The organism is Nocardioides sp., assembly GCF_030149505.1.
Lineage (GTDB): Bacteria > Actinomycetota > Actinomycetes > Propionibacteriales > Nocardioidaceae > Nocardioides.
Window position 1 is genome coordinate 19,123 of the sequence record NZ_JASBRN010000025.1, and the last position, 22,720, is coordinate 41,842.

The 22,720-nt window shown below is 74.0% G+C and carries 22 protein-coding genes; 13 read left to right on the forward strand and 9 right to left on the reverse strand.

The features are described from left to right. The 4 genes from Q1V71_RS04820 to Q1V71_RS04835 are packed head-to-tail and all read left to right on the forward strand — an operon-like array spanning nt 1 to nt 2,360. Complete coding sequence (locus tag Q1V71_RS04820) at nt 1-576, forward strand: alternate-type signal peptide domain-containing protein (RefSeq protein WP_300641265.1); 576 nt, start codon at nt 1-3, stop codon at nt 574-576. Between the two features lie 4 nt (nt 577-580). Then, nucleotides 581-1,252, forward strand: coding sequence for a signal peptidase I (locus Q1V71_RS04825; protein WP_300641267.1), 672 nt, complete (start codon nt 581-583; stop codon nt 1,250-1,252). Then, a complete protein-coding gene (locus Q1V71_RS04830; RefSeq protein ID WP_300641268.1) occupies nt 1,249-1,911 on the forward strand; it encodes a TasA family protein in 663 nt (220 codons plus the stop codon). The genes Q1V71_RS04825 and Q1V71_RS04830 overlap by 4 nt, the downstream gene beginning before the upstream one ends. Further along, nucleotides 1,908-2,360 (forward strand): hypothetical protein, encoded by a 453-nt coding sequence (locus Q1V71_RS04835; protein WP_300641270.1) that lies wholly within the window; start codon nt 1,908-1,910, stop codon nt 2,358-2,360. The genes Q1V71_RS04830 and Q1V71_RS04835 overlap by 4 nt, the downstream gene beginning before the upstream one ends. Here Q1V71_RS04835 and Q1V71_RS04840 read toward each other — a convergent pair whose 3' ends face one another. The 5 genes from Q1V71_RS04840 to Q1V71_RS04860 form a co-directional block, all read right to left on the reverse strand. Next, entirely contained in the window at nt 2,361-3,203 is an 843-nt protein-coding gene (locus Q1V71_RS04840; protein ID WP_300641272.1) for an SDR family oxidoreductase, read from the reverse strand. Between the two features lie 64 nt (nt 3,204-3,267). After that, nucleotides 3,268-4,134 (reverse strand): ABC transporter permease subunit, encoded by an 867-nt coding sequence (locus tag Q1V71_RS04845; protein ID WP_300641274.1) that lies wholly within the window; start codon nt 4,132-4,134, stop codon nt 3,268-3,270. After that, nucleotides 4,131-6,968, reverse strand: a complete 2,838-nt coding sequence (locus Q1V71_RS04850; RefSeq protein WP_300641276.1) for an alpha/beta fold hydrolase — start codon at nt 6,966-6,968, stop codon at nt 4,131-4,133. Before Q1V71_RS04850 ends, Q1V71_RS04845 begins: the two co-directional genes overlap by 4 nt. 173 nt (nt 6,969-7,141) lie before the next feature. Further along, entirely contained in the window at nt 7,142-8,614 is a 1,473-nt protein-coding gene (locus Q1V71_RS04855; protein ID WP_300641278.1) for a carboxyl transferase domain-containing protein, read from the reverse strand. A gap of 168 nt (nt 8,615-8,782) precedes the next feature. Then, entirely contained in the window at nt 8,783-9,766 is a 984-nt protein-coding gene (locus Q1V71_RS04860; protein ID WP_300641280.1) for an NAD-dependent epimerase/dehydratase family protein, read from the reverse strand. Between the two features lie 281 nt (nt 9,767-10,047). Between Q1V71_RS04860 and Q1V71_RS04865 the strand changes: the two genes are divergently transcribed. From Q1V71_RS04865 to Q1V71_RS04895, 7 genes are all read left to right on the forward strand, one after another. Beyond that, complete coding sequence (locus tag Q1V71_RS04865) at nt 10,048-10,707, forward strand: HAD family phosphatase (RefSeq protein ID WP_300641282.1); 660 nt, start codon at nt 10,048-10,050, stop codon at nt 10,705-10,707. A 46-nt stretch (nt 10,708-10,753) separates the two neighbouring features. Further along, on the forward strand, nt 10,754-12,004 hold the full coding sequence (locus tag Q1V71_RS04870) for a sedoheptulose 7-phosphate cyclase (RefSeq protein ID WP_300641284.1): 1,251 nt from the start codon (nt 10,754-10,756) through the stop codon (nt 12,002-12,004). A gap of 4 nt (nt 12,005-12,008) precedes the next feature. Then, a complete protein-coding gene (locus Q1V71_RS04875) occupies nt 12,009-12,845 on the forward strand; it encodes an O-methyltransferase (RefSeq protein ID WP_300641286.1) in 837 nt (278 codons plus the stop codon). Nucleotides 12,846-13,063: 218 nt separating this feature from the next. Beyond that, on the forward strand, nt 13,064-14,371 hold the full coding sequence (locus Q1V71_RS04880; RefSeq protein WP_300641288.1) for a hypothetical protein: 1,308 nt from the start codon (nt 13,064-13,066) through the stop codon (nt 14,369-14,371). 4 nt (nt 14,372-14,375) lie between these two features. After that, entirely contained in the window at nt 14,376-15,467 is a 1,092-nt protein-coding gene (locus Q1V71_RS04885; protein WP_300641290.1) for a hypothetical protein, read from the forward strand. Further along, complete coding sequence (locus Q1V71_RS04890) at nt 15,464-16,249, forward strand: TauD/TfdA family dioxygenase (RefSeq protein ID WP_300641292.1); 786 nt, start codon at nt 15,464-15,466, stop codon at nt 16,247-16,249. Before Q1V71_RS04885 ends, Q1V71_RS04890 begins: the two co-directional genes overlap by 4 nt. A 404-nt stretch (nt 16,250-16,653) precedes the next feature. Further along, on the forward strand, nt 16,654-17,265 hold the full coding sequence (locus Q1V71_RS04895; protein ID WP_300641294.1) for a hypothetical protein: 612 nt from the start codon (nt 16,654-16,656) through the stop codon (nt 17,263-17,265). A 445-nt stretch (nt 17,266-17,710) separates the two neighbouring features. On the opposite strand, the gene Q1V71_RS04900 is transcribed toward Q1V71_RS04895, so the two are convergent. Then, nucleotides 17,711-18,151: a hypothetical protein gene (locus tag Q1V71_RS04900; RefSeq protein ID WP_300641295.1), complete on the reverse strand. Its 441-nt coding sequence runs from the start codon at nt 18,149-18,151 to the stop codon at nt 17,711-17,713. An 18-nt stretch (nt 18,152-18,169) separates the two neighbouring features. Here Q1V71_RS04900 and Q1V71_RS04905 point away from each other — a divergent pair, with 18 nt between their 5' ends. Next, nucleotides 18,170-18,415, forward strand: coding sequence for a hypothetical protein (locus tag Q1V71_RS04905; RefSeq protein WP_300641297.1), 246 nt, complete (start codon nt 18,170-18,172; stop codon nt 18,413-18,415). A gap of 199 nt (nt 18,416-18,614) precedes the next feature. On the opposite strand, the gene Q1V71_RS04910 is transcribed toward Q1V71_RS04905, so the two are convergent. Then, nucleotides 18,615-20,123: an amidohydrolase gene (locus tag Q1V71_RS04910; RefSeq protein ID WP_300641299.1), complete on the reverse strand. Its 1,509-nt coding sequence runs from the start codon at nt 20,121-20,123 to the stop codon at nt 18,615-18,617. A gap of 81 nt (nt 20,124-20,204) precedes the next feature. On the opposite strand from Q1V71_RS04910, the gene Q1V71_RS04915 reads away from it, so the two are divergent. Then, on the forward strand, nt 20,205-20,858 hold the full coding sequence (locus Q1V71_RS04915; RefSeq protein WP_300641301.1) for a hypothetical protein: 654 nt from the start codon (nt 20,205-20,207) through the stop codon (nt 20,856-20,858). Between the two features lie 85 nt (nt 20,859-20,943). Here the strand turns inward: Q1V71_RS04915 and Q1V71_RS04920 are convergent, their stop codons facing one another. Together Q1V71_RS04920 and Q1V71_RS04925 are read right to left on the reverse strand one after the other, a co-directional pair. After that, nucleotides 20,944-21,576, reverse strand: coding sequence for a fasciclin domain-containing protein (locus Q1V71_RS04920; RefSeq protein ID WP_300641303.1), 633 nt, complete (start codon nt 21,574-21,576; stop codon nt 20,944-20,946). Nucleotides 21,577-21,735: 159 nt separating this feature from the next. Next, entirely contained in the window at nt 21,736-22,680 is a 945-nt protein-coding gene (locus Q1V71_RS04925) for an SGNH/GDSL hydrolase family protein (protein ID WP_300641305.1), read from the reverse strand. Nucleotides 22,681-22,720 lie beyond the last annotated feature (40 nt).

Sequence of the window (22,720 nt, forward strand, 5' to 3'; positions counted from 1 at the left end):
ATGCGCAACTCGATCAAGGCCGCGCTCGCCGCGACCACCGGGGCCGCACTGCTGCTCGGGGGTGCGGGGTCGCTGGCCTACTGGCAGGACGTCGAGACCGAGACCGGTGACACCGTCACGACCGGCGTCCTGGACGTGACGGCGCCCGACTGTGAGGACGGCTGGGTCGACGAGACCGCCGACCTCGTGGACTTCTCGAACTATCTCGTGGTGCCCGGAGAGGTCTTCACGCAGCAGTGCACGTTCACCTTCGCCGCGACCGGCGACAACCTGTCCGCGGACATCGGTCTGGTCGCCCCGAGCGCGCTGACCGGGACGCTGGCGGGTGAACTGACCTACACGGCCACCTACACGTGGGACGGGGGTGCGCCGGTCGCGCTGGACGACGCCGCGGTCGCGACGATCACTAACGTCAACAACGGCGACACCCTGGTCATCGACATGGAGATCGAGCTCCCGTTCGGTGTCGCCGTCGACAACGGCAGCAACAACGGCGCGGAGTTCGGCGCCGGAACGCTGCAGGCCGTCGTTGAGGACGTCGTCGTCACGGTGACCCAGACCGACCCCAACCCGTAAGCCGATGGCGCGCCAGCTCGTGCGCGCCGTCTCCTGGGTGGTCCTCCTGGGGGCGACGGCGCTGGTGACGCTCGCGGTGCTCGTGCCGCGGGTGGCCGGCGCGACGCCGTACACGGTGCTCACCGGTTCGATGAGCCCGGCGTACCCCGCCGGCACGCTCGTCGTGGTGCGCCCGGTCGCGCTCGCCGACGTGCGCGTCGGGGACGTGGTGACCTACCAGCTGCGCAGCGGCGAGCCGACCGTCGCGACGCACCGCGTCGTCGGTGTCGGCTGGACCGCGGACGGCGAGAAGGTGCTCACGACCCGCGGCGACGCCAACTCCGTGGCGGACGCGGAGCCGGTGCGCGAGGTCCAGCTGCGGGGCGAGGTCTGGTACTCGCTGCCCTGGGTGGGCCGGCTCAACGTCCTGCTCTCCCCGGACCAGCACCAGCTGCTGGTGCAGCTCGCAGCCGGGGGGCTCTTCCTGTACGCCGCGGTGCTGCTGCTGCGCGGGTGGCGGTCGGACCCAGGCCACACGCCGGCACGGCACCCGGCCGAGCACGGGTTGCCGCACGTGTCGTCGCTCCGGGCTCGGGGCCTGCTGGTCACGCCGCCTGGCCGTCACGTCGGGTCGCAGCACGACGAGAGTGACGCGGCCCCGGCAACGGCCGCGGCTTCGGAAGAGGTGTCGGCATGAGCGGCCGGCACGCGGCGCCGCGACGTGCTGAGCCGCGGCGGCCTGCCCGTAGGGGCGCTGCGTCCCGTCGTACCGCACCTCGGCCGACGCGGCCGTGGACGCCGGTCGTCGTCGCCCTCGTCGGGGCGCTGGGGCTGGTGGGGGGACTCGGGACGCAGGCGTACTGGAACGACGTCGAGACGGTCGCCGGCGCCACGGTCACCTCGGGGTCGCTGGACCTGCTGGTGGAGGGTGAGCAGAGCTACACCTGGACAGCGCTCGACCTCCTGAACATCGCGCCCGGAGAGAGCACGGCCAAGGTGCTCACACTCAACAACGCCGGCACGACTCCCTTCACGGTCTCCATCACCGCCTCCGCGACGGCCTCCGTCGTGGCCCTCCGCGATGCCATGCGGGTCACGGTGGTGCCGGCAGGGACCGTCAGCCAGACCAGCGCGGTCTACCCGCGGGCGGAGAGCTGCACGGGCACCGCATCCTTCGGTCCGGCAGCCCTGACCGGCTCCGAGACCACTGTCCTGACCGAGAGCGATGTCGTCGACCCATGGGACTCGCTGACGATCTGCGTGCGGCTACATCTTGACCTCGCCGCGGACAACTCCACCAAGTCCAGTACGTACACCCCCACCTTCACCATTACCGCGACCCAGGTGGCGCCGTGAGGCGGGCTGCGGCGGTCGGCGTGATGGCGGCCGTGGTGCTGGCTGGCACCTCACCAGCGGCAGGGACATGGAGCGACGTATCGACCGTGACGGGAACGCCCGTCTCCTCCGGTTCGCTCCAGGCCCCCGTGCTGACCTGCCAGAGCGTTGACGTGCTCGGGGCACTGGGCCTGCGCCTGCTCACCAAGGTCGTGCTCACCTGGACGGCGTCGACGAGCCCTACGCTTCTCGACTACACGGCCCAGGTCGTGTCTCCGGGGACCCGCAACCTCGCGGTGACGTCCAACGGTTCGACCAGGTCGACAGAGATCACCCCGGACATCCTCACTGGCCTCCTCGGTGGCACTGTCACAGTCCGAGTGCAGGCGAGGTTGGCGAACAGCAACTGGGCCGCCTCGACGGACCGAAACGTGACGTACGACGTCCTGGGCCTGCGCGTGAGCTGCTGATCACCCCAGGTCGACCGGGCCGACCTCCCAGCCCTGGGGCGCCATCGGGTGCAGCATCGCGTCGGTGCCGCCGTCGATGAACAGGCACGCGCCGACGATGTTGGTCGCCTCGGGCCCGAGCAGGAAGCAGATCGGGCCGGCCACCTCCTCGGCGCGGCCGGTGCGGCCGATCGCGGTGGGGTAGGCGTCGATGGCGGTGCCGAGCAGCGGGTCGGCCCGCATCTGCTCGACCATCGCGGTCTCGGTCGCGCCGGGGGCGACGGAGTTGAGCCGGATGCCCGCGCCGGCCCACTCCGGCTTCACGCCCTCGCGGCGGGCCCACCAGGCCAGGCCGGCCTTGCTGGAGGGGTAGACCATGACCGAGTCGACCTTCGCGGCCTCGACCCGGGCCGCGGCCTCGTCGCCGCGCAGGCAGGCCTCGACGGTGGGGACGTTCCAGCCGGGCATGCCGGTGATCGAGTTGCTGGCCAGGAACACGACCGCCGCGTCGCCGTCGCGCTCCGCGGCCGCGTGCAGCTGCGGGTGCAGCCCGGTCACCATCGCGACGGCCCCGAAGAAGTTCACCGACACCACCAGGTCGCCCGGCACGCCCGTGCGACCCGCCAGCCCCGCCGCCGGCACCAGCCCGTGGACCACGTCGGTCAGCGCCTGCACCCCGGCGACCGCGGCCGCCCGGCCCTCCGGCGTACCCAGGTCGGCGGCCACGTCGACGCCCTCGCCCTCGCGCAGGTCGACCCCGATGACCCGGTGCCCCCGCTCGCGCAGCATCGACGCCGTCGCCCTGCCGATCCCTGAGGCAGCTCCGGTGACGACGTGGGTGCGCGGGCTCGTGGGGGCGGTCATGCGCGGGACTGTAATGCGTTCTAGTCGTCGGGCGACCCCGGGCGACCCGCTCAGCGGGAGCGGCTCAGCTCAGCACGTCCTTGCGCGCGAAGAGCACGAACCCGAGCGCCGTGAACCCGACGGCGTAGACCAGCGACCACAGCGTCCCGTCGACCAGGTCGTCCCAGACGACGTCCTGGCGCAGCAGCCCGAACCACGCGGAGGCGTCGTGGAGGGGCAGGGCGTTGCGCAAGGAGCCGAGGTTCTCGATCTGGTCGAGGATCGCGCTGACGATCGTGACCAGGACCGCCCCGCCGACCGCGGCGAGCGGGGCGTCGGTGCGCACCCCGAGGCAGAAGGCGATGGCGCCGACGGGGAGCAGGATGACGACGAGGTACGCCGCGATCAGCGCGATCCGGCCGGCGAAGGTCCCCCACTCCAGGGTGCTGCCGTCGAGGCCGGTGAACGCATCGGCCCCGTAGAAGACCAGCCCCACCAGCAGCGACCAGCCGATCAGCACCACGACAGCGAGCGCCGTGCTGACCAGGCCGATCACGAGCTTGGTCGCCAGCAGCCGGGAGCGCGGGACCGGCGCGACCAGGAGGTAGCGCAACGTCGACCACGACGCCTCCGAGGGCAGCGAGTCGCCCACGAAGAGCGCCGCGACCACCAGGAGCAGGAACGAGGCCGAGACCGCGGTGGTGAAGACGGCGAAGTTGGCCGCGCCGCTGGTCGCGAGGTCGACGAACCGGTCGTCCCCGCCACCGCCGTCGCCGTCGCCCAGTGCGAACGCGCCGACGATGATCAACGGCAGGGCAAGGAGGAGGCCGAAGGTCCACAGGGTCCGGCGCCGGCGCAGCTGCCGGCCGGTCTCGGCGCTCAGGGTCAGCGGCCGCCCGGGGAGCCTCGTCGCGGCGGGGGCGGCGGTCGGGATCGGGGTCGGAGTGCTCATCGGGCGCGCACCTGCCTCAGGTCGGGGTCGGTGCCCGAGGCCTCGGCGATCACGCCGAGGAAGACCTCCTCGAGCTGGCGGCGGCTGCTGACCGCCACGAGGTCCGCGCCGCTGCCGGCGACGAGGCGCACCACCTCGGCACGGGGCAGCTCGGCGGTGACGACCAGCCGCGGTCCGACCGGCTCGGTCGCGCCCTCCGCCTCCTCCTCGGGCAGCACCTCGACCTCGGAGACGCCGGGCTGGCGGCGTACGACGTCGGCGACCGTGTCGGGGTCCGAGCCGGGCCCGAGCGTGAGCAGCGTGGTGCCGGCGCTGTCGACCAGCTCGGCCACGGTGCCGGTCACGACGACGCGGCCGGCGTGCATGACCACGACGTGCGAGCAGGTCATCTCGACCTCGGCCAGCAGGTGGCTGGAGACGATGACGGTGCGGCCGGCGGCGGCGTAGCGCTGCAGGATCGGCCGGAGCCCGGCGATCTGCGGCGGGTCGAGGCCGTTGGTCGGTTCGTCGAGCACCAGCACCTCGGGGAACCCGAGCATCGCCTGGGCGATCCCGAGTCGCTGGCGCATGCCCTGGCTGTAGGTGCGCACGGGTCGCTCGACCGCGCCGCCGAGCGCCGCGACCTCGAGCACCTCCTCGAAGCGCGCCTCCTCCTCGGGGCGGCCGGTGGCGGCCCAGTAGGCGTGGAGGTTCTGCCGGCCGGTGAGGTGCGGCAGGAAGCCCGGGCCCTCGACCAGGGCACCGACCCGCGCCAGCACGGGTGAGCCGGGGTGGACCTGCTCCCCGAGCACGTGCACGCGCCCGGAGTCGGGGCGGATGAGGCCCATGGCCATGCGCAGGGTCGTGGTCTTGCCGGCGCCGTTGGGGCCGAGCAGGCCGACGACCTGGCCGCGGCCGGCGGTCCAGGAGACGTCGTCGACCGCGCGGTGGCCGTCGGCGTAGGTCTTGACCAGGCCCTCGACGACGAGCGGCACGTCGGCGAGCTCCGGGTCCGGGGCGGTGGCCCGGCCCCGGCGTCGCACGAGCGGCACGAGGACCGAGGCGGCCAGGAGCACGCCGAGGGCGACCAGGAGCCCGACGACCTCGGCGTCCGGGCCGCCGGTCCCGCCGTCGACCGGGGTGCCGGCGACCGAGGGCAGCCGCAGCCGGTCGACGGTGACGACGTCGGCTCGGGCCGCGCGCGGGGACGCGTAGGTCTGGTCGGTCGTGGTGACGAGCACGCGTAGCCGGCTGCCCGCGGGCACCCGCCAGGTGCCGCCGGCGAGGTCGACGTCGACGGTGCGGGCCTCGCCCGGCGTGGTGGCGATCCGCACCGGCGCGACCAGCTGGCGGGTCAGCACGGCGGTGTCGTCGGGGGTGACCTGCCACAGGCTGAGGAAGAGCGTGCTGGTCGGCGCGCTCGAGGTGACGCTGAGGCTGACCCGGGGCGCGCCCACGAGGACCCGCTCGGACTCCAGCGGCTCGGTGTCGAAGGCGACCGACTGCCCGGGCAGGGCGGCCAGCGGGTAGGTCGAGACCGCGTCGGTCACGGCGTCGACCAGGGCGTCGCCGGTCCCGGGCACGGTGGTGAGCGAGGCCGGCACCCCGCCGGGCGGGTTCAGCACCGGTCGCGGCTCGGGGTCGAGCGGCACCTCGTCGTACGTCGGCAGGGGCAGGTCGGGGGTCGTGAAGTCCTGCGGCTCGTCGCGCTCGCGGCCGGGGGCCGGCGGCACGGAGTAGGAGAACGGCGGCACCGGGAGGTCCGACCCGTCACCGCTGCGCGGGTCCCGGGCGGGGTCGAGGTAGTGGTCGAGCCACCGCTCGAGCCCGGCCGCCTCGTCGAGCACCGACGTCGCGAAGGCGTCGTGCCCGCCCTCGGTCCACCGCACGGCCACGGGGGTGCCGCGCTCGGTGAGCGCCGCGGCGGTCGCATCGCTCTGGTCGGTGCCGAAGAGGGAGTCGGCGAGCCCCTGGACGAGGTACGTCGGGGCGCGCAGGTCGCCCAGCAGCGGGGCCGGGCTGTGCGCCGCCAGCATCCCCAGCAGCTCGTCGCTGGCCTCGCCGGTGCGGGACGCGTCGAGGAACAGCTCGCAGATCTCCCGGTCGAAGCGGCCGCACACGGGGTCGGTGGCCGCCCCCTGGGCGGCGCTCCCGAGGAAGAACCGCGACGCCCACAGCTGCTTGAACGGCCCCGGCCCGCGGCTGCGCGCGGCCTGCGGGAAGAACGCCTCGGCCAGGTCGTTCCACGTGATCGCCGCGACGACGGTGTCGACCCGGTCGTCCGTGGCGGCGGTCATCAGCGCCAGCGCCCCGCTGTACGACGCCCCCACGGCGGCCACCCGCGGGTCGCCCCGGCCGTCACGCAGCACGTCGTCGCGCTTGGCGAGCTCGTCGAGCAGGACCCGGGCATCCGCGACCTCGAAGTCCGGGTCGGCCAGGTGGATCCGGCCGCCGGAGGCGCCGAACCCGCGGGCGGAGTAGGCCAGCACGACGTACCCCTGTGCAGCGAGCCGGCGCCCCAGCCCGTCGAGGTCGGCCTTGCTGCCGCCGAAGCCGTGGGTTGCCAGCACCGCCGGGTGCGGCCCCTCGCCGGCCGGGACGTACGTCGTGGTGTCGATCCGCACCGGCTGCCCGTCGGGCTCGGGGCCGACCCGGACCATCGCCTCGCTCGTCGTCACCTCGGTCGGCGCTGTCGCGGGCTGGTCGTCGGACTGCTCGAGGACCTGGTCGACCCGCGGCTGGGCCGGGAGCGGCTGGGTCGGGAGCGGCTGGGCGGCGGTCGCCCCCGGGAGGAGGAGTGCGGCCCCGAGAGCCATCGCGGCGGCGGTCGCCAGCGGGGCGCGGGGACGGATCACGGGGCCAGTCAACCGGGTGGGGGCAAGGTTTGTCGGCCGGCCGATAGAACGTGCGCTCCGGTTGGGTGGCCGCGTCGCAAGGTTCGTCGGCCGGCCGACAGACCTTGCGGTGGGCCGCTGGACCTTTGTCGTCCAACCCCAGGGTTTGTCGGCCGGCCGATGAACCTTGCCGCTCAGCCGGCGTACCGCGCCGCCCGGTCGGCCGGCGAGCCCGGCCCCCGGGCGAGCAGCCCGGCGAGCTCGTGGGCCAGGACGGCGCCGACCCGGCGGCAGAACTCCTCGGGCTCCTCGGCGGCGTCGGGCTTCTCGGCCACGACCCGGTCCACGACGCCGAGGGCGTGCAGGTCCAGGGCCCGCACCTTCTGGGCGCGGGCCATCTCGGGGGCGTGCGCGGTGTCGCGGTGGACGATCGCGGAGGCGCCCTCGGGCGGGAGCGGGGAGAGCCAGGCGTGCTGGGCCGCGACGACCCGGTCGGCGGGCAGCAGGGCGAGGGCACCGCCGCCGTTGCCCTCGCCGAGCATCAGCGACAGGGTCGGGGCGTCGAGGGTGACCAGGTCGCCGAGGCAGCGGGCGATCTCCCCGGCGAGACCGCCGTTCTCGGCGTCCATCGACAGGGCCGCGCCGGCGGTGTCGATCACCGTGAGCAGCGGCAGGCCGAGCTCGGAGGCCAGCCGCATCCCGCGCCGGGCCTCGCGCAGCGCCCCGGGCCCGAGCGGGTGCGCGGCGGTCTGGCCGCGCCGGTCCTGGCCGAGGAACACGCACGGCACGTCGCCGAAGCGCACCAGCGCGATGAGCAGCCCCGGGTCGGACTCGCCCTGGCCGGTGCCGTTGAGGGGGACGACGTCGCTGGCGGCGTACCTCAGCAGCCGGCGTACGCCGGGGCGGCCGGTGTCGCGCGAGCGGGTGACGGCGTCCCAGGTGTCGACGTCGGGCACCGGCTCGTCGCCGGGGTCAGGGGCGTCGAGCGGTGCCGGCGGCCGCATGACCCGCAGCGCCCGGTCGAGGATGTCGGGAATGTCCTCGGGCGCGACGACGGCGTCGATGATGCCGCGGGCGTAGAGGTTCTCGGAGGTCTGCACGTCCTCGGGGAACTCCTCGCCGTAGAGCGCCTGGTAGACCCGCGGACCCAGGAACCCCACGAGCGCCCCCGGCTCGGCCACCGTCACGTGCCCCAGCGAGCCCCACGACGCCATGACCCCGCCAGTGGTCGGGTTGCGGAGGTAGACGAGGTACGGCAGGCCCGCGCCGCGGTGCGCCATGACCGCCTCGGCGATCCGGACCATCTGCACGAACGCCGGCGTCCCCTCCTGCATCCGGGTGCCGCCGGAGATCGGGGCGGCCAGGAGCGGCAGCCCCTCGTGGGTCGCGCGGCGGATCGCGGCGACCAGCCGGTCGGCGGTGGCCCGGCCGATGGAGCCGGCCAGGAAGCCGAACTCGCCGACCAGCACCGCCACCCGCCGGCCGCGCAGCAGACCCTCGCCGGTCAGCACCGACTCGTCGGTCCCCGCCTTCTCGCGGGCCGTGGCCAGGTCGGCGGCGTACGCCTCGGAGATCTCGCCGTACGCCGGCGGCTCGTCCCACGAGGACCACGACCCCGCGTCGAGGACGAGGTCGATGAGGTCGGCGGCGCTGAGTCGATCGGGCATGGTCGGAGGGTAGGCCGCGCGGCGGCTGTGGGCTGACCGTCTCCGGGGGTCGAGCAGCGAGCGCCAGCGGGCGCCGTCGAGACCGCGGCACCTGCCTGTGGTCGGCGACCACAGGCAGGTCACGCGGTCTCGACGACGGCTCGCCAGGGCTCGCCTGCTCGACCGACGCTAGGAGAGCAGTGCCAGCACCTCGGCCTCCTCCTGGCGGGTCAACCCGGTGACGACGGCGTCCGGCGTCGCGCGCAGCCAGGCGAGGGTGTCGCGGGCGGTCTCGGCGATCCGGCGCACCGTGAGACCGGCGGCCTCCGAGGGGGTCCAGTCGTGGGCGAGCATCCCGTCGTACGCCGGTCGCGGCAGCCACAGCGGGAGCGACCGTGGCCCCGACCAGGGCTGCACGCCGGCCGCCGCGAGCTCGTCGTCGCCGGCCCACACCCACGCCGGGGTCACGTCGAGCCCGATGGTGCAGTCGGTCAGCAGGTCGCCGATCGCCATGGCCGGACCCACGCCGTCGAAGGTGCCGGTGAGTCCGTCCTCGGCCGCGCGCACGAGCCAGGCTGCGAGGTCGCGCACGTCGATGACCTGCACGGTGTCGGTGGGCAGGCCTCCGGCCAGCACCTCCTCGGCGGGCTCGACGTCGGCCAACCGCGCCGGCCAGTAGGAGAAGCGGCCGGTCGGGTCGCCGGGACCCACGATCAGCCCGGGGCGCACCACGAAGGCGCGCTCGACCCCGTCGCGGACCAGCTGCTCGCACGCGATCTTCATCGGCCCGTAGGCGTCGGGCTGCTCGGCGAGGTCGACGTCCTCGGGCTGCGGGTCGCGCAGGGGGAGGCTCGCCGGGGTCCCGTCGGGGGTCGTCTCGTCGGCGTAGACGTTGATCGTGGAGACGAAGGTCCAGTGCGCCCCGGGCCAGGCGGCCACCGCGCGACGCACCCACGACGGCGTACGGGCCACGTCGACGACCGCGTCGAACCGCTCGGCCGCGAGGTCGGCCGGCACCTCGCCGGTCCGGTCGAAGGCCACGTGCCGGGCCCCCTCGGGCACCGACCCCGACTCGCCCCGCGCCGCGCACACCACCTCGTGGCCGCGCGCCAGCGCCTCGACCGCCACCGCCCGCGACAGGAACACCGTCCCGCCCAGCACCAGGAATCTCATGCCGCCACCCTCGCCGCGCCCGGCCGGCCCGGGGAAGGGGTGTTCGCGGTGGGCTGACGGGGTTACTCCGAATCAGATGTGATGCGGGACGCGAGCTGAGCATCAGATCTGATGCGGAGTACCTCGCCCGTCAGCCCGACCCGAGGCGACACGCCCGACTCACCCGTTGGGGGCGGAGCAGCGGCGTGGGAGGTGGTTAACCACCCCGGTGCCGGGCCACACCGCCCGGCCCGACCGGTCCCGACCCTCTCGGGTGGGCCACGACCCAGCGAAGGATCGCCATGTCCGCACTGCTCCTCGGTTCCATCTCCGTGCTCGCCGACACCTCCGAGCTCCAGCGCGAGGCCTTCAACCGGGCCTTCGCCGAGCACGGCCTGGACTGGGAGTGGTCGCAGGAGGAGTACCGCGACCTGCTGACCAGCAACGGGGGCCGTGACCGCGTGGCCGAGTACGCCGCCGGGCGCGGCGAGACCGTGGACGCCGAGGCGGTCCACGCGACCAAGTCGCGGCTCTTCCAGGCCCGGCTGCGCGAGGGCGCGGCCAGCGTCCGCCCGGGCGTCTCCGAGACCATCGCGCAGGCCCGTGCCGCGGGCCACCGGGTCGCCCTGGTGACGACCACCTCCGCGGAGAACCTCGCCGCCCTCGACGCCGGCCTCGGGGGGCTGCCCGCCCTGCGGGACTTCGACCTGGTCGTCGACGCCGACCAGGTGGAGGTCGGCAAGCCCGACCCGGCGGCGTACCTCCTCGCGCTCGAGAAGCTCGGCGAGCGCGCCGAGGACTGCGTTGCGGTCGAGGACAACCTCGGCGGCGTCGAGTCCGCGCGGGCGGCCGGCATCCGGGTCGTCGCGTTCCCCAACGCCAACACCGAGGGCCACGACTTCGGCGGCACCACCACCGTGCAGCAGCTCGACCTCGACGCCGTCCTGCCGCAGGCCGGTTGAGCGACACCACCCTCTCCCCGACCCACAGACAGACCAGGAGCCACCGATGGACCAGCCGCTCGCCCGCCTCGAGACCTCACCGACGTCCTTCCACGTCGAGGCCTACGAGAAGATCGACTACACCCTCGACGTCGTCGACGGCGTCTTCGACCCCGCCAACCTCGCGCTGGCCGACTGCTTCTCCGCCGCCGGCCGCTGCCTGGCGGTCGTCGACGAGAACGTCCTGGCCCTGCACGGGGAGTCGATGCGCGCCTACTTCGAGCACCACGGCATCGACCTGGTGGTCGAGCCCGTGCGGATCGCGGAGACCGCCAAGTCCCTGCGCACGCTCGAGGACATCGTCGACGCGCTGTCGGCCTTCGGCCTGCGGCGCAAGGAGGAGGTGCTCGTCGTCGGCGGCGGGCTGACCACCGACGTGGCGGGCTTCGCCTGTGCGTCGTACAAGCGCACCACCGGCTACGTCCGCATCCCCACCACCCTCATCGGGCTGATCGACGCCAGCGTCTCGATCAAGGTCGGGTGCAACCACGGCAAGCTGAAGAACCGCCTCGGCGCCTACCACGCCTCCAGCAAGGTGCTGCTGGACTTCGGCTTCCTGGAGACGCTGCCGATCGACCAGGTCCGCAACGGCATCGCCGAGATCATCAAGATCGCGACCGTCGGCCACCGCGAGGTCTTCGAGCTGCTGGAGAAGCACGGCGAGGAGCTGCTGGAGTCCCACGTCGCGCAGGCCCCCGGCTCCGAGCACCTGCGCCCGGTCGCCGACGAGGTCACCTACGAGGCCATCCGCCGGATGCTCGAGCTCGAGGTGCCCAACCTGCACGAGCTCGACCTCGACCGGGTCATCGCCTACGGCCACACCTGGAGCCCCACGCTCGAGCTGGCCCCCGAGCCGCCGTTCTTCCACGGGCACGCGATCAGCATCGACATGGCCTACTCCGCCACGCTCGCGGAGAGGTTGGGCCTCATCGACACCGTCCAGCGCGACCGGATCCTCGGCCTCTTCAGCCGGCTCGGGCTCTCCATCGACAGCCCGTTCTTCACCGCCGAGATCCTGGAGAAGGCGACCCCGTCGATCATCCAGACCCGCGACGGCCTGCTCCGTGCGGCCATGCCCGGCCCGATCGGCACCTGCCACTTCGTCAACGACCTCACCATCGAGGACCTCGTGGAGGGCCTGGCCGCCCACAAGGCGCTGTGCGCGGCGTACCCCCGTCGAGGCGAGGGCGTCGACGCCTTCACCGCGCCCGAGGACGAGGGCCTGCACGCCGTCGTCCCCTCGCGGACGGTGGCCTGAGGACATGATCGAGGCGGCCGTGGCGCCCCGGCCGGTCACCCCGGTCGGGATCGTCGCCGAGCGGCTCGGCCGCGCCGAGGAGCGGTTGGTCGCGGCGGGCGTCGCCGACGACCTGCTGGTCGAGCTGCGGCACGCCATGCGCGTGGCCGAGGGCCTCGAGCCGTACGTCGAGGCGCACACCTCCCCGGAGTCCGAGGCGCTCGCCGGGCTGGCGCGGCTGACCGCGGCCACCGACTGGGCCTCGGGCAACACCGACGGCGGACCGGCCCTGGAGCAGGAGATGCTCTCGGGCCACGTCGAGGGCGCGTTCCTGGCGTTCCTCGTGCGGGCCACCGGTGCGCGCCGGGTGCTCGAGGTCGGCATGTTCACCGGGTACGCCGCGCTCGCGATGGCCGAGGCGCTGCCCGCCTCCGGCGCCGCTGGTGAGGACTGCGAGGTGGTCGCGCTCGAGCTCGACCCGCGGGCGGTCGAGGTGGCCCGCGAGGGCTTCGCCGCCTCGCCCGCCGGGGCCCGGGTGCGGATCGAGGAGGGGCCGGCCGCGGAGTCGCTCGCGCGCCTGGCCGCCGCCGGGGAGCGCTTCGACCTGGTCTTCGTCGACGCCGACAAGGGCGGGTACGCCGGGTACCTCGACCAGCTGCTCGCCGGGGACCTCCTCGCCCGCGGCGCGGTGGTCGCCATCGACAACACGCTGCTGCAGGGCGAGCCCTGGGCCGAGTCACCGAGCGCCAACGGGTCTGCCATCGCGGCCTTCAACGACCGCGTCGCGGCAGATCCCGGCTGGGAGCGGGTGCTCGTGCCGCTCCGGGACGGGGTCACCCTGCTGCGGCGCCGGGACACGTGATGAGCCGGCCTCCGGCGGTCGAGCAGCGAGCGTCAGCGAGCGTCGTCGAGACCCCGGACGCTGATCCGCGGACCTCACGCACCACGAGTCCGTCACGCGGTCTCGACGACGCCCTCGCCGGCGCTCGGGCTGCTCGACCATCCGGCGCAGCGGCGGCCGAGCAGCGAGGGGGCGGCGAGGGCCCCGGTCGGATCCGCCAGGCCGCCCAGGCGGCGGGCGTGCTGGGCCTGCTCACCGCGACCCTGCCGGTCAACCTCGCGCTCGCGGGCGCGGCCACCCTGCGGCGTACGCCGTCGGGCGCGGTCGCACGGCCCACCACCGCCCAGCGCCGGACCGTGCTGGTGACCGGCGGCAAGATGACCAAGGCGCTGGTGCTGGCGCGGGGCTTCCACGCGGCGGGGCACCGGGTGCTGCTGGCCGAGCAGGCGCGCTACCGCCTCACCGCGCACCGCACGTCGCGCGCGGTCGAGGCCTTCCACGTGCTGCCGACGCCCGGGTCCGCCGGCTACGAGCAGGCCGTGCTCGACCTGGTCCGCGCCGAGGGCGTGGACACCTTCGTCCCGGTCAGCAGCCCCGCCTCCAGCCTCCCCGAGGCCGAGGTCGGCGAGCTGCTGCGCGCCGAGGGCGTCGTGGTCGTGCACCTCGACGCCGAGCGGCTGCGGGCGGTCGACGACAAGCACGCCTTCGCCGCCGCCGCGGCCGCCGGGCTCCCGGTGCCCGACACCCACCGGATCACCGATCCCCAGCAGGTGCTCGACCTCGACTTCGACGCGCTGCCGGGCGCGGCGTACGTGCTGAAGTCGATCGCCTACGACCCCGTGCGCCGCCTCGACCTGACCCCGCTGCCGCGACCGACCCGCGCCGAGACCGAGGCGTTCCTGGCCGGGCTGCCGATCAGCGAGGAGCGGCCCTGGATCCTCCAGGAGCTGCTCGAGGGCACCGAGTGGTGCACCCACGGGACGGTCCGCGACGGTCGGCTCGCGGTGCACGTCGCGTGCCGGTCCTCGGCGTGGCAGCTCGTCTACGAGCACGAGGAGCACCCGGGCATCCGTGCGTGGGTGGAGCAGTGGGTCCGGGACGTGCTCGGCCCCGGCGCCACGGGACAGGTGTCGCTGGACTTCATCGAGGGACCCGACGGGGTCGTGCGGGCCATCGAGTGCAACCCGCGCACGCACTCGGCGATCACCCTGCTCGAGGGGCACCCGGACCTGGCGGCGGCCTACCTCGGCGGTGGCCCGGACGAGCGCGAGCACCAGCCGGTCGAGCCCGAGCTCGGCGGCGCCCCGACGTACTGGACCCACCACGAGCTCTGGCAGGGCCTCACCCACCCCCGCACCCTGCCCGAGCGGCTGCGGCTGCTGCGGCGCGGCCGCGACGCCGTGCTCACCCCGACCGACCCGTGGCCGTTCCTCGCGCTGCACCACCTGCACGTGCCGTCGCTGGTGCTGGCCAACCTCCGCGCCGGGCGGCCGTGGCAGAAGGTCGACCTCAACATCGGCAAGCTCGTCGAGCCCGGTGGGGACTGAGCGCGTGCGCCTCCTCCACCTGGTCGGCTCCCCGACCGACGACTTCCACGCCGAGCTGTCGCTGGTCTACGCCCGGGGCGCCCTGGCCTCCCTCCAGGAGGGCACCGACCACGAGCACGTCGTGGCGTTCGTGGCGCCCGACGGCCTCTGGCGGCTGCCGGACCGGCCCGCGCTCGACGACGCGACGCTCGGGTCGACCGAGCCGGTCGAGCTCGCCACTGCGCTGCGACGCGTGCGGGAGGTCGGGATCGACGCCGCGCTGCCGCAGATGTTCTGCCGCGCGGGTATGACGCACTACCGCGCCCTGCTGGACGTGCTCGACCTCCCCTACCTCGGCAACGACCCCGCCACGATGGCACTCGGCGCCGACAAGGCCCGGGCCCGCGCGGTCGTCGCAGCGGCCGGGGTGCCCGTGCCGGAGGGCGCGGTCGTGCGCGTCGGCGACCCGCGGCCGGTGTTCGCCCGGCCCGGCTCGGGCGGCAGCGGCGACGTGGTCGTCAAGCCGGTCGACGCCGACAACTCCGCGGGGGTCACGCTGGTGCGCGGGGGCGAGCCGGACGCGGCGTACGTCGCCGCGGTGGCCGCCGCCTGCCGCGACGACGGAAGCGGCCGCGCGCTGGTGGAGCGCTACGTCCCACTCGGTCGCGAGGTGCGCTGCGGGGTGCTGGCGACACGGGAGGGACTGGTGGCGCTGCCGCTGGAGGAGTACGCCGTGGACGAGGCCGCCTCCCCCGTGCGGCTGGCCGACAGCAAGCTCGCGCGCGACGGCGCGGGCGACCTCGGGCTGGTCGCCAAGGACGTCACCCGCGCGTGGATCGTGCCGGCCGACGACCCCGTCGTGCCAGCCGTCCACGAGGCCGCGCTGGCGGCGTACGACGCCCTCGGCTGCCGCCACTACGGCCTCTTCGACCTGCGGATCGACCCCGAGGGGCGGCCGTGGTTCCTCGAGGCCGGCCTCTACTGCTCCTACGCCCCGACCAGCGTCGTGGCGACCATGGCCCGCGCCGCGGGCATCGACCTGCCCGCGCTGCTGCAGCACGGGCTCGACCGGCTCGGCCTGCCCGCTCCCGCTCACTCTCTCGGAGGCACCGCATGAGGACCGTCCCGCTCCAGCCCCTCGGCGTCCGTGTCGAGGACCTCGACCTCGCCGATCCCGCCCTCGACCTGCCCGGCCTGGTGCCGGTGCTGCGCGACCTGCTCGCCGAGCACGGGGTCGTCCACGTGCCCGACCAGCACGCGCTCGACGACGACGGGTTCCTCGCGCTGCTGCAGGCCTTCGGGCCGCTCGCGTTCACCACCGGCGAGACCCCGCTGGCGTCGCACCCGCAGCTCAACGTGATCAGCAACGTCGGCCGCGAGAGCCCGCCGGTCAGCAACTGGCACGTCGACACCTCCTACGTCGACCGGCCGCCGGCGTACACCGCGCTGCGAGCCGTGCAGGTGCCGGTCGAGGGTGGCGCGACGCAGTTCAGCGACCAGTACGCCGCCCTCGACTCCCTCCCCGACGACCTGCGCGCGCTGCTGGCCGACAAGACGCTGCGCCACGTCGTCACCGGCGTCGATCCGGGCCCGGGCGAGCAGACCGAGGCCGAGCACCCGCTCTTCCGGCCGCACCCGGTCACGGGCCGCCCGGCGCTCTACCTCACCGCTCCCAAGCGGTGCGCAGCGATCAGCGGGCTCGACGAGGTCGAGACCCGCGAGGTCGTCGCCCGGCTGCTCGACCACTCCACCCGCCCCGACAACGTCCTCGCCCACCGCTGGGCCCCCGGCGACGTGGTGCTCTGGGACAACGCCTGCGTGCTCCACCGCGCCGACCACTCCGCCGTCGTCGGCGACCGGGTCATGCACCGGGGGATGGTCGCCTCCCACGTGGCATGACCCCCGGACTTCGTGACTCGGCGCTGGTTCGAGGGTGACTCGGCACGCCTTCGAGCGTCACTCGGCGCGCGCTGGACTCGACTTGACTGCGACCCGCCCACCTTCGAGCCCGCCTGCAAGTCTCCGCGTTCGTAGCTCGCACCGGGATGGTAAGGAGCCGGTCCGGGCACTCGCCTTACCCACCGACTCCCGCCGCGACAGGGGACCGAAACGAGCACGCTATGCACGACTGTGCACACGCAGTGAGTAGACGCCCACTCCCTGCGACGCTCGATGGCGGCGATCGTCGAGACGCGGCTCGCCCTGTGGAGAGCTCGTGGCCCGGCCCGGCCCCTGTCGGGTAGGAAGGACCCGACCGCCGGAGACGAGCATCTCCAGCGGAACATCTCGGGAAAGGCAACAGCATGTGGAAGTACGTCGATCGGATCCGCGAGAAGGACGCCGAGGCACGCCAGAAAGTCACCGCCTCGCGAGGTCGGTGGATAGTGGGGCAGCTCGCGCTAGTGCTCGTCTTCGCATTGGCAGCGATGTTCATCTTCGACAAGACCGACGCCATCGGCGCTCAGGCCGACTCAAAGCCCTCGGCGTCGTACAAGTGCGTCGACGACACCGGAACCCCGTGCGGGACCTGGGCTGAGAAGAAGACCAAGCGTTTCGAGAACGGCAAGCTCGACAACTCCAAGGGCCTGGTCCTGCCGGCGAAGTGGCAGAAGAAGATCACCAAGAAGATGGTCGCCAAGTACGGCAAGGGCGGGAACGGCACCCAAGCCCGCTACGACGGCGACTGGGGCTGGTGGAAGCGGCCGCTGACGGTCGCCATGTGCGGGTACGACATGCAGACCATGGGCCTATGCCTGGCCGGGAAGCCAGATGTCGCCAAGGAAGTCGTCGAGGTCAAGGTCACCTGCGGCGGCCTCGGCGTGATCGGCAGCCTCGGTAGCGGCGGAATCGTCGGATTCGGCAAGGGCGCCGGCGGCTGCCTGTTCGGAAAACTCGCTATCGCCTGGTTCGACTAACAAGCAACGCTCTCGACAGTTCCTCTGATCGCGAAGGCGGACCCTCGGCACAGTCCGACGGGTCCGCCTTCTTCGTTTATCGGAGCTCACCCGTGGCACCAATGAATGACACGTCCGACTCGGGCTGCGACGACACCGTCCCCGACCCGATGCACGTCAGCCTCGCGGCCGCCCCTGTTCACCGTGGACGGTCGAGGGCGCAGCGAGGTCGCGCGCGCCGCGTAACGTGCACGAGGGGAAACCGACCCGGGACTTGACCGACACCACCATCGTCGAGGAGGTGACCGAACCCGACCTCCAGGCCCTCACGGCCTGACCGACACGCCCAACCGAGGGATCAACCTCGTACACCACACCCGCGGACTGGACCCGCGCTGGGTCGGCCTCGAACCAGCGCCGGGTGAGCGGTGAACCAGCGCCGAGTCAGCGTTGAACCAGCGCCGAGTCAGCGGGGAGGCGAGTCGGTCCCGAGCAACCAGGCGTCGAAGACCGGCCGGAGGTCCCGTCCCGCCTCGGTCGACCACCACGAGACGACGTCGTCGTACGACGCGGTGCCGTACGGGCGGGAGGCCGGCCACTCGCGCATCAGTCGCCAGAACAGCTCGTCCCCGAGCAGCTCGCGGACCTCGTGCCACATGAGCGCCCCGGAGTAGTAGGCGTTGCCCTCGCCGAAGGTGGCCGGGTCGTACGCCGCGGGCGGCCCGGACTCCGCGCGCATCGCCGGCTCGTCCTGCGCCCAGAAGTCGAGCAGCGCCTCCAGGGAGTAGGGCTCCTCCTCGGCCTGCCACAGGCCCTGGAGGGGACCGCCCCGCAGGACGACGGGACCTACCCCGCGCTCTCGGTCGGCTCCGAGGCCGGCTGGACCGAGGAGTCCTCGGCCGGCCACGGGGTCTTCCTCGCCCTGATGCCCGGCACGGACCTGCCCGAGCGGATGCCGGGCCACCCCGAGTGCGACTCCACCGCCCCGCCGTACTCCGACGCCGGCACGCAGCCCTCCCGGACCGTCGTCCACTCCGGCTGCCCCGGCGGCGTCACCGTCGAGCGGGTCGTCCAGGTCGCGGCCGACCGGGTCCTCTGGGTGCAGGTCCGCAGCCCCGACACCGCCACCGCCAACCGCATCCTCGACTCCGTCACCACCCGCGGCATCTGACGCTCACTCGGCACTGTTTCGAGGGCGACTCGGCGCCAGTTCGACCCTGACTCGGCGCGGATTCGAGAGTGAGTCGGCGCCCATTCGAGTCACTCGAACCAGCGCCGACTCACCGTCGAACCAGTGCCGAGTGACGCTCGAATCCGCGCCGAGTCACCCTTGAACCAGTGCCGAGTCAGCGCGCCCCGGGACCGGTCGTTCAGCCGTCGAGGGTGGAGTGGACCTGCCGCCCGGCGACCCAGGTGCCGGCGACGGTGACGGCGCGGAGATGGGCGGCCGCCTCGGCGGGGGTGTCGTACGCCGCCAGCGGGTCGTGGTCGAGGAGCGCGAGGTCACCGAGCGACCCGACCCCGACCGTCCCGGCACCGTCGACCGAGGCGCGCAGGACCTCGAGCGGGGTGAGTGCCTGCTCCCCGTGCCAGGCCTCGCGCTCGTCGCCGGAGCGGTGGACCGCGGCGGCCATCGCCAGCCACGGGTCCAGCGGGCTGACCGGGGCGTCGGAGCCGAGCGCGAGCTCCACGCCGTCGTCGAGCATCCACCGGAAGGCGAAGCAGCGCGCGGACCGCTCTCCCCAGATCCGCTCGGTCAGGTCGCGGTCGTCGAGCAGGTGCGCGGGCTGCACGCTGGCCCGGATGCCCAGCCGCGCCATCTCGCGCACGTCACCGCGGTTGACCATCTGCGCGTGCTCGATCGAGCCCCGCGCGCCGGTCTCGGCGTACGACGCCAGCGCCTCGGCGACCGCGGCGTCGCCGATCGCGTGCGTGGCCACCTCGAGCCCGTGCGCCCGGGCCCGGGCGAGCAGGGCGCGCAGCTCGGCACCCGACAGGTTGGGCTGGCCGGAGGGGTACTCCAGGCGGTACGCGTCGCCGTACGGCTCGCAGCACCACGCCGTGCGGGTGTTGAGCGAGCCGTCGCTGATGATCTTCAGCGGCCCCATGACCAGCCGGTCGTCACCGGGCACCAGCGGGTCGCCCGTGCGCAGGCCGCGGGCGAGGACGTCGTCGAGCCCCTCGGCGTACGTCGCCATCCGGACCCGCAGCACGTCGGCACCCTCGGCCCACCGCTCCTGCCACTCCGGCACGCCGCCGGACCACTCGAAGTCCGCGAGCCCGACGACGCCCATGGACGCGGCGTGGTCGAGGGTGCGGCGGTAGGCCTCCGGGCTGGTGCCGTCGTCGCCGATGAGCGTGGAGAGCCGGGCCATCGCCGCGAACCACTCGGACTCGCGCACCACCGAGTCGCGCACCGGCAGGGCGAGGTGCAGCAGGGCGGGGGTGTTGAGCCAGGCGTGGTGGGCGTCGCCGGAGATCAGCACGACCGGGGTGTCCCCGGAGACCGCGTCGAGCTCGGAGACGGTCACCTCGCGCTCCCAGCCGGCCGAGCGGTGGCCCCAGCCGATGACGGGGAGGTCGGGGTACTCGGCCACCCGTGCGGCCACCAGGGCCGTGGCGTCCTCGGGGGACCGCGCCCCGGCGAGGTCGAGCCGCCCGGAGGTCAGCGTCCACTGGGCCAGGTGCACGTGCTGGTCCCACAGCCCCGGCACCAGCCAGCGGCCGTCGGCGCGCACCTCCTCGACCCCGGCGGGCCGCTCGAGAGCGGGCCCGACGGCGCTGACGCGACCCCCCTCCACCAGGACGTCCACGGGGTCGCGCGGCGCCTCGGTGGTCACCGGGACCAGGCGCGCGCCGCGCAGGATCAGGCTGCTCATGGGCGCGACGATAGGCACCACCGGGTCGCGACCCGAAAACCGCCGTGGGCCGGGCGCGCGGACCCGGTTACGGTGACGCCCGTGGACGCACGCAGGCTCGGGCTGGCGGCGCTCGCGGTCGTCCTGCTCGCGGCCGCTGGCGCGGCCCTGGGGTACGCCGCCGGGCGCGAGACCCCGGCCCCGCTGGTCGTCGACGCCGCACCCGTGGCGGCCGCCAACCCGGCGTACCCGCGCGACCCCGTGCTGCGGGTCCTCCCCGACCCCGACGACCCGCCGCTGCGACCGGGGCTCCCCACCGCGCGGGCGGTCGTGGGCACCAGCCCGTTCTCGGTGTCGCTGCCCGTGCCGCGCGGCTGGGTCCGCTCCGACGCCACCGCCGGCGAGACGCGCTTCTACCCCGAGCCGCCCACCGACGACACCGTCGGCGGGTACTTCGTGCGGGTGCGCCTGGTGGGCAACCAGTACCTCTCGGTGCCGGCCCAGCTCGACGCCCGGCTCGAGGCGCTCTCGACCGCGAGCGGGATCGAGGACCTCACCCTGGAGTCGCGCTCCTTCGACGCCCTCGTCGTCTCCTACGTCGCCGACGGCTACCGCCGCGTGGCGATGGAGCAGTTCGTGGCGCCGCCGGGGGAGGAGGTCGCCTCGGCGTACGTCGCCGTCATCGGCCGCGAACGCGACCGCGACGGCCTCGCCGACCTGCTGGACCGGCTCACCGGCGGTCTGCGCTTCGAGTGAGCCGAGCCCGCTCGGCCCCGGACGCAGCACTGGCCCGGACGGTCGAGGGAGGGCGACCGTCCGGGCCAGTGCCCGGGGGGATGGATCAGGGGAGGTCGACCGGGCGCAGCACGCGGTTGATGGCGTGGGCCAGCTGGTTGGCCTGCGCGTTGATGTCGGTCACCGTGACGCGCGGGTCGGCGTCGGAGGCGTCGCCGTCCTCGAGGGTGATCTTCGAACCGTCGACACGCACGGTCACCGAGCCGCCCTGGGCGGTCTCGACGGCCTGGTCGTCGGCGGCGACGACCGCGGTGGAGTCGAGCTTCGAGCCGGCGACCACGTGGTAGAGCAGGACGGTCTCGAGGGTGTCGACGTCGACGTTGGCAGCCAGCGCCTTGAACGCCTTGCGCTCGTTCTGGCCGGCGGCGGGCTCGACGAGATCGCGGGCCAGGCGGCGGAAGGCCAGGTCGGTCGGCGCGAAGGCGGTCAGCGTCTGGGTGCCGTCGGCCAGCAGGGCCACGGGGCTCTCCGGCTTCGCGCCGAGCACGACGCGCACGGCGCGGTCGAGCACGTCGAAGTCCTTCTGGTCGCGGTCGAACTTGTTGCCGTCGGCGGCCAGGACCTCGGCAAGGCTCGTGTCGGTCTCGTCGGCAGAGGCCGGGGCGGAGGTCGCGAGCGCGCCGGTGACGGCGAGGGCGGCGACGGAGCCGAGGGCAGCGGTGCGGCGGAGGAGGGACATGGTGGAAAACCTTTCCGAGTAGGTCAGCGGTGTGTTCAACCGTTGCCCGTGATTCGGCCCGACCCGACCACCCGGATGGGTGGAATCTCCACTGTCTGTGGAGAATCCTGTTGAGAATTTCCTGAGAGCGGACGGGGCCGTGACCTCAGGTTCGCGGGCTCAGCCCTCCAGCAGCCGCAGGATCTCCTGCGCGACCGCCTCCTGGTGCGCCGCGAACGGGTGGAAGGCCAGCGCCTGCCCCTCCACCGTGTCCTTGCCGGCGATCCAGGGGTCCTCGGAGCACACGTCGTGGCCCTCGGTGAGGGCGTAGGCGTCGACGTACTCGGCCCCGCCCTTGCGCGCGCCTTCCTCCAGCGCCTCGGCCAGCCCGCGGTTCATGGTGCGCGCGAAGGCCAGGTCCCCGTCGGCGATCGGCAGCTGCGGGCAGGCGCGGTCGCCCTGCGGGACGATCTGCGGGTAGCCGACGACCAGGATCCGGGCGTCGGGTGCCCGGCCGCGGACGCCCTGGACCACCGAGGAGATGCGCTCCTCGATCTTGGCCAGCACCTCCGGGCCGTCCTCGGAGGCGACGTCGGTGCACGGGCTGCCGTCGGGGTCGGTCGAGGCGATCTGGGCGCACCCACCGACGAGGGTCGAGAAGAGGCCGAAGTCGTTGCCGCCGATGGAGACCGTCACCAGCGAGGTGTCCTCGGTGACCGCCTGCAGCTGCGGCGGGCGGCTCAGGCCGTCGAAGGTCCGCTGGACCCCGATCAGCGAGGTGGTGTCGGCGCCGGCGCAGCTGACGTCCTCGAGCTGGGTGCCCTCGAGCGCGGCCGCCACCAGCGAGGGGTAGTTGCCGCTCGAGCGCAGGCAGCCGTCCTGGGGGTCGGTCTCGGGCACCAGGGGCGCGGAGGTGTAGGAGTCGCCGATCGCGACGTAGCGGGGGTACTCGGCGGTCGCGGAGGCATCCTCGGACGCATCCGTCGTGGCGGGGTCCGAGGCCGAGGGCGAGTCCGACCCGGAGCCGGAGGGCTGCTCGGAGGCGTCCTCGCCGCACCCGACCAGGGCGACGGACAGGACCGTGGCGGCCAGGAGGCGGGGCAGGGCTCGGGGAAGGGCTCGCATGGCGCGAACGTACCCGCCGCCGCCCGGGGCACCGACCGGG

Bases quoted from the DNA above. Each gene is read 5' to 3' on its own strand.
- Q1V71_RS04820 (WP_300641265.1), top strand. From the start codon at position 1: ATGCGCAACTCGATCAAGGCCGCGCTCGCCGCGACCACCGGGGCCGCA.
- Q1V71_RS04825 (WP_300641267.1), top strand. From the start codon at position 581: ATGGCGCGCCAGCTCGTGCGCGCCGTCTCCTGGGTGGTCCTCCTGGGG.
- Q1V71_RS04830 (WP_300641268.1), top strand. From the start codon at position 1,249: ATGAGCGGCCGGCACGCGGCGCCGCGACGTGCTGAGCCGCGGCGGCCT.
- Q1V71_RS04840 (WP_300641272.1), bottom strand. From the start codon at position 3,203: ATGACCGCCCCCACGAGCCCGCGCACCCACGTCGTCACCGGAGCTGCC.
- Q1V71_RS04845 (WP_300641274.1), bottom strand. From the start codon at position 4,134: ATGAGCACTCCGACCCCGATCCCGACCGCCGCCCCCGCCGCGACGAGG.
- Q1V71_RS04855 (WP_300641278.1), bottom strand. From the start codon at position 8,614: ATGCCCGATCGACTCAGCGCCGCCGACCTCATCGACCTCGTCCTCGAC.
- Q1V71_RS04860 (WP_300641280.1), bottom strand. From the start codon at position 9,766: ATGAGATTCCTGGTGCTGGGCGGGACGGTGTTCCTGTCGCGGGCGGTG.
- Q1V71_RS04865 (WP_300641282.1), top strand. From the start codon at position 10,048: ATGTCCGCACTGCTCCTCGGTTCCATCTCCGTGCTCGCCGACACCTCC.
- Q1V71_RS04870 (WP_300641284.1), top strand. From the start codon at position 10,754: ATGGACCAGCCGCTCGCCCGCCTCGAGACCTCACCGACGTCCTTCCAC.
- Q1V71_RS04875 (WP_300641286.1), top strand. From the start codon at position 12,009: ATGATCGAGGCGGCCGTGGCGCCCCGGCCGGTCACCCCGGTCGGGATC.
- Q1V71_RS04890 (WP_300641292.1), top strand. From the start codon at position 15,464: ATGAGGACCGTCCCGCTCCAGCCCCTCGGCGTCCGTGTCGAGGACCTC.
- Q1V71_RS04895 (WP_300641294.1), top strand. From the start codon at position 16,654: ATGTGGAAGTACGTCGATCGGATCCGCGAGAAGGACGCCGAGGCACGC.
- Q1V71_RS04905 (WP_300641297.1), top strand. From the start codon at position 18,170: ATGCCCGGCACGGACCTGCCCGAGCGGATGCCGGGCCACCCCGAGTGC.
- Q1V71_RS04910 (WP_300641299.1), bottom strand. From the start codon at position 20,123: ATGAGCAGCCTGATCCTGCGCGGCGCGCGCCTGGTCCCGGTGACCACC.
- Q1V71_RS04920 (WP_300641303.1), bottom strand. From the start codon at position 21,576: ATGTCCCTCCTCCGCCGCACCGCTGCCCTCGGCTCCGTCGCCGCCCTC.
- Q1V71_RS04925 (WP_300641305.1), bottom strand. From the start codon at position 22,680: ATGCGAGCCCTTCCCCGAGCCCTGCCCCGCCTCCTGGCCGCCACGGTC.